Here is a 15,714-nt window from a genome sequence, read left to right as displayed (position 1 = left end):
CTGCGGCCTCCAGCGGCGCAGTCACGACTACGAAACGGGTGCCGAGATCGACTCGAGATACTCCATCGATCTGACCGATGACGTCACGAGCGGGCGGAATCGGCCGCCGGGGGTGGCGGCAGGGTGCCCCGTCGGCAGATAGGCGGCCCGCAGCGCCGCGGTGATCTCGTGCGATGCGCGGGTCAGCAGCTCGATGTGACCCAGCGGAGGGGTGTCGTCATTGGCGACGACGACGCCGATCGCGGCGATCACGTCGTGATGCGCGCCGTAGACGGGCACCGCGATCCCGCGCGACTCTTCGTGGATGTGGCCGTCGGTCACCGACCATCCGTCGGCCCGCACGCGTCGCAGGACGGCGAGGAGGGTGCGCTCCGACCCGATCGTGTGCGCCGTGAAGCGCCGCATCGGTGCGGCCGACACCTGGTCGACGAGATCCTGCCCCGCGTGCGCGAGGAGCACCAGCCCGCTGGAGGAGGCGTGCAGCGGGATGCGGCCGCCGATGAGGGTGGCGTTGAGCACGGCATCCCGTGCCGACAGGCGATCGAGGAAGACGACCTCCGTGCCGCTGAGCACGCCCAGCTGCACGTGCTGGCGCACGTGCGCGTGAACGGCCTGCAGGTGGGGCCTGGCCAGCTCGCGCAGGCCCAGGGCGCCCGGTGTGCGGCATGCCAGCTCCCACAGACGCACGCCGAGCCGGTAGGTGCGGTCGGGGAGGCGCTCGAGCAGCCCCTCTGCTTCGAGCTCGGCGACCAGGCGGTGGGCAGAAGAGGGTGCCAGCTCGGCGCGCTCCGCGATCTCGGAGAGCGTCAGGAACGGCACCGCCGCATCGAACGCGCCGAGGACGCGCAGGTGCCTGCTCAAGACCGATCGCCCCGCGGATGCTCGTGCCACCGTGACCTCTCCCCCCGGCCGCCGCGTAGGGGCGATGGGGCGCCAGCCTACGCCCGGATTCCGTTCAAAGGAATCCACAGGCCGCGCGGATGCAGGTCGTCATAGCGTGTGATTCACCGGTGCGAGTACAGCGAGATCACGACCCGATCACCATCGCTCACATTCGTTCCAAAATCGTTGACAATCTCGTCTGCGATCTCTAGCGTGATTTTCGAGCGGTCCGCCGTGGCCGTTGTACCCGTGAGCGACGATGCGATCCGGAAGGGCGACACATGGCCGCGCGCCTGAGTCTGCGAGACGTGAATCTGCGTTTCGGCGGCATCAAGGTGCTCGAAGATGTGAGCTTCGAGGTCGAGCCGGGCGCGATCTTCGGCCTCGTGGGGCCCAACGGTGCGGGCAAGACCTCGCTGTTCAACTGCATCAGCGGCCACTATCGGCCGAGCGGCGGTTCGATCACGATCGACGGTGACGAGGTGCTCGGCCTCGTGCCTGCACGGCTCGCGCGCCACGGGCTGGCACGGACCTTCCAGCATCCCGCCCTCCAGCTCAAGGCCACCGTGCTCGAGAACGTCCTGCTCGGAGGGCACACCAGCCTCCCGGGCGGGCCCGTCTCCTGGGCTCTCCGCGTGCCGCGCACGGTGCGCGCGGAGCGTGCGCTGCGGGCCGACGCGCGCGCCCTGCTCGAGCGCAACAGTCTGGGCTGGGCGGCCGACCTGCCTGCGGACGAGCTCAGCCACGGCCTGCACAAGGGCATCGAGCTGTGTCGCGCCCTGATGCTGAAGCCGTCGCTCCTCCTGTTGGACGAGCCTGCCGCGGGTCTGTCGCACGGCGAGGTGGAGCAGTTCATCGCCACGGTCCGCAAGCTTCGCGAGGAGGACGACGTCACCGTGGTGATCGTCGAACACCACATGGGACTCATCTCGGCCCTCACCGATCGGGTCGTGGTGCTCGATCACGGGCGCAAGCTCATGGAGGGCACGGCCGCCGACGCGCAGGCCGATCCGCGTGTCATCGAGGCCTACCTGGGCAAGGACGCGGTCGACGATGCTGCTTGAACTCGAAGACGTCACCGCGTCGTACGGCCCCGTCCAGGTGCTGGAGGGGGTCTCACTCTCGGTTCCCGACGGCGGTGCGGTCGGGATCCTCGGCGCCAACGGAGCGGGCAAGACCACCACCCTGCGCGCGATCAGCGGGACGGTGCACACCGGCGGCCGGATCGTCTTCGACGGGAGCGACATCCGCGGGCTCGGGCCCGACCGGGTCGCGGCGCGCGGCATCGCGCATGTCCCCGAGGGGCGGGGAACACTCACCCAGCTCACCGTGCGCGAGAACCTGCGCGTGGGCGCGTACCTCCGCAAAGACCGCAAGGCGATCGCGTCCGACATCGACTACTGCCTCGATCTTTTCCCGCAGCTGCAGGACCGGATCGGATCGAGCGCCGCGGCGCTCTCGGGCGGCGAGCAGCAGATGCTCGCCGTGTCGCGCGCGTTCATGGCGCGTCCCCGGCTGCTGCTGCTGGACGAGGCATCGCTGGGGCTCGCGCCGAGCACTGCGAAGAACGTGTACGCGGCCATCGGGCGCCTGCGCAGCGAGTCGGGCATCGCGATGCTCGTCGTGGAGCAGAACGCAAATCTCGCCTTCACCCTCGTCGACACCGCCACCGTGCTGGAGACGGGACGCAACGTCTTGACCGGAACGTCGGCCGAACTCAAAGGCATGGACCAGATCCGCCGCGCCTACCTGGGAGGCTGACCGATGGGAACCTTCGTCCAGCTCGTCATCGACGGCCTCTCCACGGGGTCGATCTATGCGGCTCTGGCCCTCGCGATCGTCCTGGTCAATCAGTCCACCGGCCTGATCAACTTCGCGCAGGGCGGCATGGCCGTCCTGTCCGCCTACATCGCCTACGTCTTCACCCAGCTCGGCCTGCCCGTGCTCGTCGCGATCCTGATCTCGGTCGTCATCTCGTTCTTCCTGGGCGCGATCGTCGAGCGCTTCCTCGTCCGCCGGTTCGAGCGGGGCGACCCCGACACCGCGGTCGTCGTCACGATCGGCATCCTGACCCTCGTGACGGGAATCTGCGCGTGGATCTGGGGGTACAACAACCGGCAGTTCCCCTCGCTCTTCCCGCTCACCACGGTCGAGATCGCGGGCGCGGTGATCAGCTGGCGGTCCCTCGGCACGATCCTGGCGATCCTGCTGATCATGGGTGTCCTCCAGCTGCTCTTCATGCGCACGACGCTCGGCCTGGCGCTGCGCGCGGTCGCAATCAACCCGCAATCCGCGGCGTTCTCCGGCCTGCCGGTCGGGCGTCTGCTGATGGTGGGGTGGGGCCTGGCCGCCTCGCTCGGCGCGATCGCGGGTTCGCTCGTGGCGCCGCAGCTGACACTCACTCCCGGGATGCTGGACACCGCGCTCGTCTACGCGCTGGCCGCCGTCATCATCGGCGGACTCACCAGTCCGATCGGCGCGGTCGTGGCCGCGTGGCTCATCGGCGTGCTCGAGAACCTCGCTGCCGTCTACGTGCCCTTCATCGGCCACGACCTGAAGATCGCGGTGCCGTTCATCCTCGTCTTCGTCGTGCTCATCCTCCGGCCGCAAGGCCTGTTCGGCCGCAGAGTCGTGGTGCGCGTCTGATGGCCGGCTCGGTGAGGGGCGCAGCAGCCTTCTTCCGCACCCCATGGGTGCGGTGGACCATCGTCGCGCTCGTGGTGATCGTGCTCATCGTCGCGCCGCTCGTCCTCCCGCAGTTCGCGAATCAGACGCTCATCCGCATCGGGGTGTATGCCGTCGCCGTGCTGGGCCTGAACATCGTGATGGGCTACGGGGGGCAGGTGAACCTCGGGCAGATCTTCTTCCTCGGGCTGGGCGCCTACGTCACCGCGTACGGGGTGGTTAACGACTGGAACATCGTGCTGGTGTTCGCCGCGGCCTGTGTCATCCCCGCCGTCGTCGGACTGCTGATCGCGCTCGCGGCGGCCCGGCTCGGCGGGCTGGCGATCGCGATGGTGACGATCGCCCTCCCCATCGTCGGGGTGCCGCTGGCCAAGCGATTCTCGGATGTCACCGGCGGATCGCAGGGCGTCTCGGCCCGGTTCTCGGATGCGCCGGATTGGACGGGGCTCTACGACGACCAGTGGCAGTTCTACATCGTGCTGCTGATCGGCGCCGTCTCGTTCCTGCTGGCGCGCAACTTCGTGACCGGTCGCTTCGGCCGGGCGCTGGCGATCGTCAAGGAGAACGAGTCGGTCGCCTCGTCCATGGGCATTTCGCCGTACCGGTACAAAGTGCTCGCGTTCACTGTGGCCTCTCTGTTCGGCGGGGTGAGCGGCTTCCTCTACATGGTCGCCGTGCAATACACCTCGCCCGAGACCCTGAGCTTCGGGCACTCGATCAGCCTGCTCGCCGCGATGGTCATCGGCGGCGCGGGCAGCATCGTGGGGTCGCTCATCGGTGGCGTCTACTACGTGTTCGTCCCGCAGGCGACGGCCGCGATCGACCCGAATCTCACCGCGATCATCCAGGGCGTGATCCTTCTCGTCGTCCTGTTCGTGCTGCCGGGTGGGCTGGTCAGCCTGCCTCGGGTGATCCGGCGGCTGCGGCGACGCTCGGGCTCTTCGCACGACCAGCAGCACACCCCACAGACCGCTTCGCCGCAGAGCCCGGGGTCGGGTTCCGCCCCGGAGGGACCCCAGGAGACAGAGAGGCAAGGACAAGCATGAACATGCACAAGAGAGCACGGGGGGTCGTCGGCATCGTCGCCATGGCCTCCATCGTCGCGCTCGCGTTGGCAGGATGCTCGCGCGGCGGCGACACCGGAGGTGGGGCGTCCGGCAGCGCCGGGGCTGCAAGCCCCGGCATCACCGACACCACCCTCACGTTCGGCATCACGAGCCCGCTCACCGGCGCGACCGCCGGCCCGGGAAACTGCACGGTCGACGGTGCGACGGCGTACTTCGACGCGAAGAACGACGCGGGCGGCATCACGTTCGGCGACGGCAAGACCCGCAAGGTCGAGATCAAGGCCTACGACGACGCGTACGACCCGCAGAAGGCGCTGGCCAACTTCCAGCAGATGGTCTCCGACGGGGTGTTCGCCGCCGGCATCGGCCTCGGCACGCCGACCAACCGCGCGTGGCGCGAAGCGGCGATCGACGAGGGCGTGCCGCAGGTGCTCGTCATGACCGGCGACCCGCTGTTCAGCGACCGCACCCAGAGCCCCGAGCAGCTCGGCCTCGTCCCGATCTACCAGCAGGAGGGCGCCGCCTTCGGCGAGCTCCTCGCCTCATCGGATGCTCCGCACAAGGTCGCGATCCTGTCGCAGAACGACGACTACGGCAAGGGCTACGTCGAGGGCCTCAAGAGCGCCATCGAGGGAGCATCCAACATCCAGATCGTGGGCGAGCTCACCTACGAGGCCACCGACACGGCGGTGGATGCGCAGCTCACCGAGCTGGCAGCATCCGGAGCCGACGTCTTCTTCAACGCGATGTCGATCACGCCGCTCGTGATCTCGTCGCTGCAGAAGACGCAGCAGCTCGGCTGGCTGCCGAGCTGGTTCCTGCCGTCGAACACCTCGAGCCCGTCGGCCATCCTCGAGCCGGGCGGCGCGAGCGCGTACCCCGGCGTCTACTCGGTCGCGTTCTCGCAGTCGGCAGCCGCTCCGACGTTCGCGAGCAGCGACGACGGCAAGGCGTTCCTCGACGCGATCGCCAAGTACACCAGCCAGGACGGCGTGCCGGCGTTCCCGCACTGCGTGTGGAGTTGGATCGCGGCGGCCACCCTCGAGCAGGCCTTCATGAAGATGACGGAGCCGACGCGCGAGAGCTTCATGACGGCGCTGGAGAGCATCAAGGACTTCCAGGCCCCGCTGATGCTCGACGGATCGACCATCGACACGACCCAGGACGGCAAGCCCGCCGTGTCGAGCGTGACCGTGCAGAAGTACAACGGCAAGGGCTACGCCCCGGCGACGACATTCGGATGATCGCCGGATGAACGACGACCGCCCGCTCCCTCAGGGGGGCGGGCGGTCATCGTTCGTGCGAGTCAGCGGAGCTTGCGGCGGTAGATCGCGATCGCCCAGGCGTACGCGATCACGAGGATGCCGACGAGCCACGCGAGGGCGACCCAGATGTCGGTGCCGGCGGGCTGCCCGGCGAAGAGCGCTCGCAGGGTGTCGACGATCGAGGTGACCGGCTGGTTCTCGGCGAACCACGCGACCGGGGCCGGCATCGATTCGGTGGGCACGAAGGCCGAGCTGATGAACGGCAGGAAGATCAGCGGGTAGCTGAACGCGCTCGCGCCGTCGACCGTCTTGGCCGAGAGCCCGGCGACCACGGCGAGCCAGGTGAGGGCGAGGGTGAACAGGATCAGGATGCCGATCACCGCCAGCCACGCACCCGGCGAAGCTCCGGTGCGAAAGCCCATGAGCAGGGCCACCCCGACCACGATCGCGACCGAGACGAGGTTCGCGATCACCGACGTGAGGACGTGGGCCCAGAGCACGCTCGAGCGGGCGATCGGCATCGACTGGAACCGGTCGAAGATCCCGCCCTGCATGTCGAGGAACAGCCGGTACGCGGTGTAGGCGACGCCCGAGGCGATCGTGATGAGGAGGATGCCGGGGAGCATGTAGTCGATGTACGACTCGTTCGAGCCGGTGCTGATGGCGCCCCCCAGCACGTACACGAACAGGAGCATCAGCGCGACCGGGGTGATCGCGGTGGTGATGATCGTGTCGGGGCTGCGGAGGATGTGGCGCAGTGACCGGCCGGTCAGGACGCCAGTGTCGGTAATGACGTCGCTGAGGACGTGCGTGGTCATCGTGGTTCCTTTCCGGAGTCGCCCACCAGGGCGAGGAAGACCTCCTCGAGGGAGGGCTGCTTCTCGATGTACTCGACGCGGGCGGGCGGCAGCAGCCGCTTCAGCTCGTCGAGGGTGCCGTTCTGGATGATCGTGCCCTCATGGAGGATCGCGATCCGGTCGGCGAGGTGCTCGGCTTCATCGAGGTACTGGGTGGTCAGGAGCACCGTCGTGCCGCTCCGGGCCAGTTGCTTCACGGTCTCCCACACCTCGATGCGCGCCTGCGGGTCGAGCCCGGTGGTGGGCTCGTCCAGGAAGATGACCGGCGGATCGCCGATCAGGCTCATCGCGATGTCGAGACGGCGCCGCATCCCTCCGGAGTATGTGGCGGCCTTCCGGTCGCCGGCCTCCTCCAGAGCGAAGCGGGCGAGCAGCTCGTCGGCGATCGCGCGGGGCTTGTTCAGATGGCGGAGCCGGGCGACCAGCACCAGGTTCTCCCGACCGCTCAGCACCTCGTCGACCGCGGCGAACTGCCCGGTGAGGCTGATCGAGCGGCGGACGTCGTCGGGAGCATCCGCGACGTCGAAGCCGCCGACCGTCGCCGTGCCGGCGTCGGCCTTCAGCAGCGTCGAGAGGATGCGCACGAGCGTGGTCTTGCCGGCGCCGTTGGAGCCGAGGAGCGCGAAGATGGTTCCCGGCGCCACATCGAAGTCGACGCCGCGCAGGACGCGGAGATCCTTGAACGACTTCTCGATCCCCTGCACGCGGATGGCCGGTGTCGTGACGGCATTCATCACACGTCCTTCTTGCCGAGTCCGTGAATGGTGTCGGTCAGGCGAGCGCGCTCCTTGTCGATCCAGCGCTTGCCCGAATAGGCGGCGGCGAAAGCCTCGGCGAACTCGACCGGGTCGTCGCCCACGATCTCGTCGACGGGCGTCCCATCGGCGGCGGCCCGCTCCCACAGGTCGGCGAAGTCACTCAGCATCGTGATCATCATGGTGGGGTCGCCGTCGGTGATCCCGCCGTTGTACATGAAGTAGCGCTCGAAGGCCTTCGCGGCCGTTCGGTGCGGCTCGGGCAGCGCGGCGATACGGGCTTTGTACTGCCGGTACGCCTTCTTATCGTCGAGCGATCCGGTGAGGATCTCGATCCACTTGGCGGCCATCTCAGTTCTCTCCTTCTGCGTTGTGGGTTTCTGCATGTTCGTTGTGGAGCTTCCCGATCCGTTCGGCGAGGAAGCTCCAGGTCTTCCAGAACTCTTCGAGCTGTGCGCGGCCCGTCGCGTTCAGCGAGTACACCTTGCGCGGCGGTCCCTTCTCGGAGGGGACTTTCTCGACGTCGACCATCCCGCGCTGCTCGATGCGCACGAGCAGTGCGTAGACGGTTCCCTCGACGAGATCGGAGAAGCCCTCCTCGCGCAGTCGCGCCGTGATCTCGTAGCCGTACGCCGGCTGAGTCGAGAGCACCGCGAGGACGATGCCCTCGAGAGTGCCCTTGAGCATCTCCGTCATCTGGTTGCCCATGTCCGACTTCCTTCATCTACTCTGTGTTGCTGACTACTAGTAGACCGTAACACTAAGTACTGGTAGCTGGCAACACTGAGTACCGCTTGATTTCCCTGACGGGGGATGCCGGCATCCGGTCGTCCTGTTCCGCTCGGATAGCCTCGCCTCGGGAGGAACGGATGCCGGACGAGCCAGACGCCGAGGGCGTCCTCTCTCGCGCGGTGCGGATGCTCCGCGCGTTCTCGGCCGACGATGAACGCCTGACCGCGACCGACCTCGCGCGGCGCACCGGCCTCGCTCGCACGACGGCCCACCGGCTCGCGACGGAACTGAGCGGACTCGGGATGCTGGACCGGCACGCCGATGGGCAGTACACGATCGGCACGGGGCTGTGGGAGCTGGGCGAACTGGCGCCCGTGTCGATGCGGCTGCGCGAGCGCGCCCTGCCGCACGTGCTGCGGCTTTACGAGGCCAGCAGCGAGGTCGTGCACGTGGCTGTGCTGAGTGGCGACGAGCCCGAGAACGCCGAAGCGCTCTACGTGGCACGGGTCACCGGCCCGCATTCGATCCCCACCCTCAGTCGCATGGGCGGACGCCATCCGCTGCACACGACCGGCGTCGGCAAGGCGCTCCTCGCGGCGCAGGATGATGCCTGGCTGGATGCGTACTTCCGCCGCACCCTGCAGCGCGAGACCGTGTACTCGGTCATCGACGAGCGTCGGCTGCGCGATGAGATCGCCTCCGCCCGCGAGCGCGGTTTCGCGACCACGCGACAGGAGATGACGCTCGGGAACGTCTCGATCGCGGCGGCGATACCGCCGACGGCCGGTCTGCCGCCGGCCGCGGTGGGAGTGGTGACGCACCTCGCGCGGGCCGATGAGGGGCGGCTGGCCCCGCTCGTGATGGCCGCCGCCCGCGACATCGCCCGCGACCTCGCCTGATGCGGCGGTGATCGAGTAGCGAGCTTGCGCGCCCACCCGCGGTGATCGAGTAGCGAGCTTGCGAGCGTATCGAGATCGCCCGGACCCGCGTAGTACGCCGGCTTCGATCTCGATACGGCGCTGGCGCGCCTACTCGATCCCCGCGGGGGGACGGTGCGCTGCACAACTTCGGTGATCCGCGCAGGTTCGGGGCATGCTGGGGGCGGCCGGCCCGAAGAACCGCAGATTCCCGATGTTGTGCGACGTGATGCGGCGGTGATCGAGTAGCGAGCTTGCGAGCGTATCGAGTCGGCCGAAACGCGATCGCCGTCTCCCCGAGCCCACTCAGTGGGATCGAAAGCTTCGGAAACGTCGACCGGCGTGTGACGCTGGGCGACAGCATCCGTCGAAGGAGACCTCCATGAGCATTGCCGATTCCGACCCGGCCGACGCGGAGGCCTTCTCGTCCTCCGTCGTCCTCGAGCAGGCGGCGGCCGCGCCCGAAAGCCTGCTCGCGTCGCCCGACATGCCCTCGCAGCGCGAGATCACAGCCGAGATCGGCGCGCTGCACGCGGCAGCCAGCGACAGCGCGCCGCACACGCTGTACGACTTCGCCCCTTATCGCTCGAGCGTGCTGCGGCATCCCACGAAGAACCCCCGCCTTGTCGACCCCGAGAGGATCGAGCTGTGGTCGCCCGCGTTCGGGCAGCGTGACGTCGCGCTGCTGGAGTCGGACCTGACCCTGCAGCACACCGGCGAGCCGCAGGGCGAGCGGATCACCGTCACCGGCCGGGTGCTCGACTCGTGGGGGCGTCCGCTGCGCAACCAGCTCGTCGAAGTGTGGCAGGCCAACGCGGCCGGTCGCTACATCCACCAGCGCGACCAGCATCCCGCCCCGCTCGATCCGAACTTCACCGGCGCGGGCCGCACGATCACGAACGACAAGGGCGAGTACTTCTTCACCACGATCAAGCCCGGCCCCTACCCGTGGAAGAACCACGTGAACGCCTGGCGGCCGGCGCACATCCACTTCTCGCTGTTCGGCACCGGCTTCACGCAGCGGATCATCACGCAGATGTACTTTCCGGGCGACCCGCTGTTCGCGCTCGACCCCATCTACAACACGATCCGCCGGCCGCAGGATCGCGAGGCGCTGATCAGCGCATACGACCACGACCTGACGGTGCCCGAGTTCTCGATGGGCTACCGGTGGGACATCGTGGTCGACGGCCCGGATGCCACCTGGTTCGAGTCTGATGAGGAGCACTGACATGGGTCTCGACAAGCTCGACCACCGCGGGGCGCTCGACCACCGCGGAGCGGGAGCCAAGACCCTCGCGCCGACCGCCGGCCAGACGATCGGCCCGTTCTTCGCGTTCGGCCTGCAGTACCCGAAGATGCACGAGGTCGCCTTCCCGCATTCGCCCGGCGCCATCGTGCTCGGGGGCACCGTGTACGACGGCGCGGGCGCCCCGATCCCCGATGCGTGCGTGGAGATCTGGGGCGCCGACTCGGACGGCACGATCTCGCGCGAGCGCGGCTCGCGCCGCCGCGACGACCACACCTTCACCGGGTTCGGGCGATCGTTCACGACCGACGAGGGCCGCTACGAGTTCTGGACGCGCAACCCCGGGCCGGTTGACGGCAAGGCACCGTTCTTCGCCGCCATCGTCTTCGCGCGCGGCCTGCCCGACAAGCTGCACACGCGCATCTACCTTCCCGAGTCGGCCGAGCTGCTCGAGGCCGATCCGCTCCTCGCATCGCTCACGCCGGACGAGCGCGCTACGCTCATCGCAACGCGCACCCCCGACGGGTACCTGCGGCACGACATCCGTCTGCAGGGCGAGAAGGAGACCGTGTTCCTTGCCTTCTGACCTCGGGTCGGCGGCCCCGCCGACCGACGTGGGACTGCTCTCGCCCGTGTCGATCGGCGCGGTGGCCGAGGCATCCGATCGTGAGGTCGTATCGCACCTGATCGGGGCAGAGCTCTCGCTCACTGCCGCGCTGGTGGCGGCGGGCCTGGCTCCTGCCTCCGTCGGCACCGCGATCGCGGCGGTGCGCGCTGCGCCTCCCTCGGTCGATCTGGGTGCGCTCGCGCAGGAGTCGGTCTCGGGCGGCAACGCCGTGATCCCGCTCATCCCGCTCGTGCGCGCCGCGATCGCCTCCCACGACCCGGGCGCGGCGATCTGGGTGCACCGGGGCGCGACGAGCCAGGACATCCTCGACTCGGCGCTCATGACCCTGTCGCGCGACGTGGTCGCCAGCGTCGTCGAGAACCTGTGGCGGGCGGCCGGCGCGCTCGAAGAGCTCGCGCGTGCGCACCGTGACCACCCCGCCGCGGCGCGCACGCTCACCCAGCACGCGGTGCCGACCACCCTGGGCCTCAAGGCAGCGACCTGGCTCAGCGCCATCGCGCGTGCGCGCCGTCGGCTCGCCGACACCGCTACGCGGCTTCCCGCGCAGCTCGGCGGCGCCGGCGGCACCCTCGCCTCGTTCGTCGAGCTCTTCGGCGGGACCGCCGCGGCAGAGCTTCCCGCCCGGTACGCGCACGAGCTGGGGCTCGCCGCCCCTGCCGCCCCGTGGCACACCGACCGCTGGCCGATCACCGAGCTGGGTGATGCGCTCGCCGCCGCCGTCGCCGCGGTGGGCAAGTTCGGCTCGGACGTCTCGGTGATGGCGCGCACCGAGATCGGCGAAGCGAGCGTCGCGGTCGGCGGCGGGTCGAGCGCCATGCCGCAGAAACAGAACCCCGTGGATGCTGTGCTCCTGCGTTCGGCCGCGCTCCGCGCCCCCGGGCTCGCGGCCCAGCTGCACCTGGCCGCCGGTCTCGCGGTCGACGAGCGCCCCGACGGCGCGTGGCACGCGGAGTGGCCGGCCCTGCAAGACCTGCTCGCGCTGGCGCTCGGCGCATCTCACAGGGCGGCGCACCTCGCCGCCGGCCTGACGCTGGATGCACCGCGCGCCCGCGCGAACCTCGACCTGACCAGCGGCCTCATCGTCAGCGAGCGCCTGGGCCTGGTCCTCGTCCCGCTCATCGGCACGGCCCGGTTCGACGCGCTGATCGCGGGTGCGGCGTCCGGCGGCGACCTCGGGGCACTCGTGAGGGCGCTCCCCGAGGCGTCGCATCTCGACGTCGATGCGCTCGTGGATCCTGCCCGGTACGTCGGGCTCGCCCCCCACCTCGTCGACCTCGCCGTGCGCGCCGCGGTCACAGACGGCATCCGCCCGTGACCGTCCCCACCATCACCCTCACCGCCCCCGTGGGCGACGCCGGCGCGCCGCTCCTCGTGCTCGGCCCCTCGCTCGGCACCTCGACGATCCTCTGGGAAGACGTCATTCCCGCGCTCGCGGTCGACCATCGGGTCCTCGCGTGGGACCTGCCCGGCCACGGAGCATCGCCTGCCGCGACCGAGGCGTTCACGGTGGACGAGCTCGCCGACGGCGTCGCCGCGGCTGTCGCCGATCTCGGCCCGTTTGGCTACGCCGGGGTGTCGCTCGGCGGAGCCGTCGGGCTCACGCTGGGGCTGCGGCATCCGTCCCTCGTCCGTCGCGCCGCGATCATCGCCTCGGGAGCGCAGCTCGGCGAGTCGCAGGGCTGGCACGACCGCGCCGCGCAGGTGCGGGCGCAGTCGACGTCGAGCCTGATCACCGCCTCCGCGCAGCGGTGGTTCGCCCCCGAATCGATCGCGCGGCGGCCCGAGCTGTCGGGCCGGCTGCTGCATGCGCTGCAGGACGCCGACGACGAGAGCTACGCACTGTGCTGCGAGGCGCTCGCGGGCTACGACATCCGCGGAGAGCTGGGCAGGATCGGGATGCCGGTGCTCGCCGCGTGGGGAACGTTCGACCGGGTCGCCCCCGAGGAGAAATCGGCCGAGATCGCGCGGGGGGTGCAGAGCGGCACGGTCGTCGAGATCCAGGATGCTGCGCACCTGCCCCCCGCGGAGGCGCCGGAGGCGACCGCCGCCGTGCTGCGCGACTTCTTCAAGGAGGCATGATGAGACCGCTCGATGATTCACCCGGTGGGGGCCTCTCGGACGCAGACCGTTACGACCAGGGGATGACGGTGCGGCGTGAGGTGCTCTCCGACGCGCACGTCGACGGGTCGATCGACGCGGCGACCGAGCTGACGGCGGAGTGGCAGGACTTCATCACTCGCGTCGCGTGGGGAGACGTGTGGTCGCGCCCAGGGCTCGATCGGCGGTCACGGTCGATCGCGGTGCTGTCGTCGCTCATCGCGCACGGGCATCAGGAGGAGTTGGCCATGCACCTGCGCGCCGCACGGCGCAATGGCCTGACGCTCGGCGAGATCAAGGAAGTCATCCTGCAGAGCGCGGTCTACTCGGGCGTACCGGCCGCCAACACGGCGTTCCGGATCGCCGGCGAGGTGTTCGCCGACGAGCTCTGAGCCTCGGCCCTGCGGTGATCGAGTAGCGCGCCTACTCGATCTCCGCGGGCCCGGCCAGCGGCCACCCCGTGTACGCCTCCGCGAGGTACCGGCTCCCGGCCTCCGACTCGACCACCGACCGCAGCTCGCCGAGCTGACGGAGCCGGTCGAAGTCCGAGGCATCCGGAGTGCTGTGCAGCATGCTCGTCATCCACCAGCTGAAGTGCTGCGCCTTCCAGATGCGACGCAGCGCCGTCTCGGGGAACGCCTCGAGCAGGCGCGAGTCGTCTTCGAGGAGAAGCGCGCGGAGTGCCCGGTCGAGCAGCACCACGTCGGCGATCGCCAGGTTCATACCCTTCGCGCCGGTCGGCGGGACGGTGTGGGCGGCATCGCCGATCAGCGCCACGCGTCCGCGCAGCAGGTCGTGGGCGACGAAGCTGCGGAAGCGCAGCACGTCGCGCTGGAAGATCGGCCCCTCGATCAGCGCGGGGCCACCTGTGTCGCTCGCGACGCGCGCCTGCAGGTCGTCCCAGATCTGCCGGTCGCTCATCGAGTTCGGGTCGAGGTCGGGGTCGCACTGCAGGTACATGCGCTGAATCTCGGGGCTGCGCTGACTGATCAGCGCGAAACCGGCGGGCGAATTGCTGTAGATCAGCTCGTCGGAGCTCGGCGGTGCTTCGCACAGAATGCCGAACCAGGCGAACGGGTATTCGCGGAAGTATCCGGTGCCCGGGGCCGACACCGCCGCGCGGGCGACGCTGCGCGAGCCGTCGGCGCCGACGACGAAGTCGGCCTCGATCTGGATCGCCCGGCCCTCAGCATCCCTCCCGATGACCCGCGGTCGAGAAGTCTCGGCACCGTCGACGCGCTCGGCGGTGACACCGAAGCGCAGGTCTTGGCCGGCGGCGAGTCGCACTGTGATCAGGTCTTTGAGCACCTCGTGCTGCGGGTAGAGCCAGACCGCACGACCGACGAGCGCTGCGAAGTCGATCCGGTGCCCCTCGCCGGCGAAGCGGAGTTCGATGCCCTCGTGACGGTTGCCGGCCGTCAGCACCCGGTCGGACGCGCCCGATCGGCTCAGCACTTCGACCGTTCCCTGTTCGAGGATGCCCGCGCGGATCGTGTGCTCGATCTCGTCGCGCGTGCGCTGCTCGATCACGATCGATTCGATGCCGGCGTCGGCGAGCAGGTGCGAGAGCAGCAGGCCCGCGGGGCCGGCGCCGATGATCGCGACGCGGGTGCGGATGGTCTCGGTCATGTCGTCTCCTTCGACGGCTCGGGATGCTCGGTCCAGTGTCGCCCGCGGGCGCCGGCGCTCCGCGCGGATTCCCGTTCAACGGGCATCCGGTCAGCGGCCGGGGCGCGAGACCGGCTGGGGCTTCAGCGAGCGTGGGCCAGCCGCGTCCGGATCTCGGCCGCGGCGCGCAGCAGAGCGGCGATCGCGGCATCCGTCGGCACCGTCCGGGGGAGCACTACCGAGAGCGCGGCGATCACGTCTCCCGCGGCACCGCGGACCGGCACGGCGACCCCGGTCGACACCGCCTCGATCGAGCCGGGAGCCACGACGTACCCCCGTGTCCGCACCTCGGCGAGGGTGCGGCGCAGGGCCGCAGCATCCGTGATCGTCTCCGGCGCGACCCGCGCCAGCGGCGCCGCCAGCACGCGCTCCTGCAGCTCGGGCGGCCCGTAGGCCAGCAGCACGAGGCCCGACGACGACGCGTGCACGGGCAGGCGGCCGGCGACGCGGGTGATGTTGGCGCCGGCCGCGGGGTGCGACAGGCGCTCGAGGAAGAGTGCTTCGTCGTGCTCGAGCACCGCGAGCTGGGTGTGCTGGCGGATCTCGGCTTGCACACGCTCCATCGACGGGAGGGCGGCCTGGCGCAGGCGGAGGGCATCCGATCCGCGGAGAGCCAGCTCCCAGAGCCGCATCCCGAGCCGCACGCGCTGTTCGTCGTCTCGCTCGAGGAGGCCGGCCGCAACGAGCGCGTCGACCTGCCGGTACACGGTCGAGGAGGGCAGGGCCGCGCGCCGCCCGATCTGCGCGACGGTCTGCACCGTGCGGTCGGACGTGAAGGTCTCGAGGATGCGCACGATCCGATCCGTCGCAGAATCTCCGGACGGGGAGTTGGCCATCACCCCAGCGTCCCACACCGCCCCGCAATGCACCCTCGGTTCCCGCAATGCACCCTCGGTTCCCGCAATGCACCCT

18 protein-coding genes are annotated in these 15,714 nt (G+C 69.8%); 11 read left to right on the top strand and 7 right to left on the bottom strand.

Translation table 11 applies throughout. The annotated features are described in order from the left end of the window. Positions 1-27: 27 nt before the first annotated feature. Positions 28-891 carry an IclR family transcriptional regulator gene (locus tag ACFE6Z_RS14340; protein WP_375386376.1) on the bottom strand — a complete coding sequence of 288 codons (864 nt, stop codon included), beginning with the start codon at positions 889-891 and terminating at the stop codon, positions 28-30. 272 nt (positions 892-1,163) lie between these two features. Between ACFE6Z_RS14340 and ACFE6Z_RS14335 the strand changes: the two genes are divergently transcribed. Genes ACFE6Z_RS14335 through ACFE6Z_RS14315 form a run of 5 tightly spaced genes read left to right on the top strand, consistent with a single transcriptional unit; the run spans position 1,164 to position 5,878 of the window. After that, complete coding sequence (locus tag ACFE6Z_RS14335) at positions 1,164-1,946, top strand: ABC transporter ATP-binding protein (RefSeq protein WP_375386375.1); 783 nt, start codon at positions 1,164-1,166, stop codon at positions 1,944-1,946. Further along, entirely contained in the window at positions 1,936-2,643 is a 708-nt protein-coding gene (locus ACFE6Z_RS14330) for an ABC transporter ATP-binding protein (protein ID WP_375386374.1), read from the top strand. The genes ACFE6Z_RS14335 and ACFE6Z_RS14330 overlap by 11 nt, the downstream gene beginning before the upstream one ends. A gap of 3 nt (positions 2,644-2,646) precedes the next feature. Then, complete coding sequence (locus ACFE6Z_RS14325) at positions 2,647-3,528, top strand: branched-chain amino acid ABC transporter permease (RefSeq protein WP_375386373.1); 882 nt, start codon at positions 2,647-2,649, stop codon at positions 3,526-3,528. Between the two features lie 11 nt (positions 3,529-3,539). Beyond that, positions 3,540-4,613, top strand: coding sequence for a branched-chain amino acid ABC transporter permease (locus ACFE6Z_RS14320; protein ID WP_375386372.1), 1,074 nt, complete (start codon positions 3,540-3,542; stop codon positions 4,611-4,613). After that, positions 4,610-5,878, top strand: a complete 1,269-nt coding sequence (locus tag ACFE6Z_RS14315; RefSeq protein ID WP_375386371.1) for an ABC transporter substrate-binding protein — start codon at positions 4,610-4,612, stop codon at positions 5,876-5,878. Before ACFE6Z_RS14320 ends, ACFE6Z_RS14315 begins: the two co-directional genes overlap by 4 nt. Before the next feature lie 62 nt (positions 5,879-5,940). On the opposite strand, the gene ACFE6Z_RS14310 is transcribed toward ACFE6Z_RS14315, so the two are convergent. The 4 genes from ACFE6Z_RS14310 to ACFE6Z_RS14295 are packed head-to-tail and all read right to left on the bottom strand — an operon-like array spanning position 5,941 to position 8,219. Then, positions 5,941-6,717 carry an ABC transporter permease gene (locus tag ACFE6Z_RS14310; protein ID WP_375386370.1) on the bottom strand — a complete coding sequence of 259 codons (777 nt, stop codon included), beginning with the start codon at positions 6,715-6,717 and terminating at the stop codon, positions 5,941-5,943. After that, complete coding sequence (locus tag ACFE6Z_RS14305) at positions 6,714-7,490, bottom strand: ABC transporter ATP-binding protein (RefSeq protein ID WP_375386369.1); 777 nt, start codon at positions 7,488-7,490, stop codon at positions 6,714-6,716. The genes ACFE6Z_RS14310 and ACFE6Z_RS14305 overlap by 4 nt, the downstream gene beginning before the upstream one ends. Next, positions 7,490-7,861, bottom strand: a complete 372-nt coding sequence (locus tag ACFE6Z_RS14300) for a DUF1048 domain-containing protein (protein WP_375386368.1) — start codon at positions 7,859-7,861, stop codon at positions 7,490-7,492. The genes ACFE6Z_RS14305 and ACFE6Z_RS14300 overlap by 1 nt, the downstream gene beginning before the upstream one ends. Before the next feature lies 1 nt (position 7,862). Beyond that, entirely contained in the window at positions 7,863-8,219 is a 357-nt protein-coding gene (locus ACFE6Z_RS14295) for a PadR family transcriptional regulator (RefSeq protein ID WP_375386367.1), read from the bottom strand. 161 nt (positions 8,220-8,380) lie between these two features. Between ACFE6Z_RS14295 and ACFE6Z_RS14290 the strand changes: the two genes are divergently transcribed. From ACFE6Z_RS14290 to pcaC, 6 genes are all read left to right on the top strand, one after another. Further along, positions 8,381-9,142 carry an IclR family transcriptional regulator gene (locus tag ACFE6Z_RS14290; protein ID WP_375386366.1) on the top strand — a complete coding sequence of 254 codons (762 nt, stop codon included), beginning with the start codon at positions 8,381-8,383 and terminating at the stop codon, positions 9,140-9,142. A gap of 400 nt (positions 9,143-9,542) precedes the next feature. Then, on the top strand, positions 9,543-10,391 hold the full coding sequence (gene pcaH, locus ACFE6Z_RS14285; RefSeq protein ID WP_375386365.1) for a protocatechuate 3,4-dioxygenase subunit beta: 849 nt from the start codon (positions 9,543-9,545) through the stop codon (positions 10,389-10,391). Between the two features lies 1 nt (position 10,392). Then, the gene (pcaG, locus tag ACFE6Z_RS14280; protein WP_375386364.1) at positions 10,393-10,995 is read left to right on the top strand and encodes a protocatechuate 3,4-dioxygenase subunit alpha; all 603 of its coding nucleotides are present in this window, start codon (positions 10,393-10,395) and stop codon (positions 10,993-10,995) included. Next, positions 10,985-12,352 (top strand): lyase family protein, encoded by a 1,368-nt coding sequence (locus ACFE6Z_RS14275; RefSeq protein ID WP_375386363.1) that lies wholly within the window; start codon positions 10,985-10,987, stop codon positions 12,350-12,352. The genes pcaG and ACFE6Z_RS14275 overlap by 11 nt, the downstream gene beginning before the upstream one ends. Continuing rightward, positions 12,349-13,116 carry an alpha/beta fold hydrolase gene (locus tag ACFE6Z_RS14270; RefSeq protein WP_375386362.1) on the top strand — a complete coding sequence of 256 codons (768 nt, stop codon included), beginning with the start codon at positions 12,349-12,351 and terminating at the stop codon, positions 13,114-13,116. Before ACFE6Z_RS14275 ends, ACFE6Z_RS14270 begins: the two co-directional genes overlap by 4 nt. Then, positions 13,116-13,526, top strand: a complete 411-nt coding sequence (pcaC, locus tag ACFE6Z_RS14265; RefSeq protein WP_375386361.1) for a 4-carboxymuconolactone decarboxylase — start codon at positions 13,116-13,118, stop codon at positions 13,524-13,526. Before ACFE6Z_RS14270 ends, pcaC begins: the two co-directional genes overlap by 1 nt. A 31-nt stretch (positions 13,527-13,557) precedes the next feature. Here the strand turns inward: pcaC and ACFE6Z_RS14260 are convergent, their stop codons facing one another. Beyond that, on the bottom strand, positions 13,558-14,763 hold the full coding sequence (locus ACFE6Z_RS14260) for a 4-hydroxybenzoate 3-monooxygenase (RefSeq protein WP_375386360.1): 1,206 nt from the start codon (positions 14,761-14,763) through the stop codon (positions 13,558-13,560). Between the two features lie 122 nt (positions 14,764-14,885). After that, the gene (locus tag ACFE6Z_RS14255) at positions 14,886-15,638 is read right to left on the bottom strand and encodes an IclR family transcriptional regulator (protein WP_375386359.1); all 753 of its coding nucleotides are present in this window, start codon (positions 15,636-15,638) and stop codon (positions 14,886-14,888) included. Positions 15,639-15,714 lie beyond the last annotated feature (76 nt).

The sequence above is a fragment of the uncultured Microbacterium sp. genome (genome assembly GCF_964244775.1).
In the GTDB taxonomy this organism is placed as follows: domain Bacteria; phylum Actinomycetota; class Actinomycetes; order Actinomycetales; family Microbacteriaceae; genus Microbacterium.
Note: the sequence above shows the minus strand (reverse complement) of the source record. Positions and strands in the feature narration are given on the sequence as shown.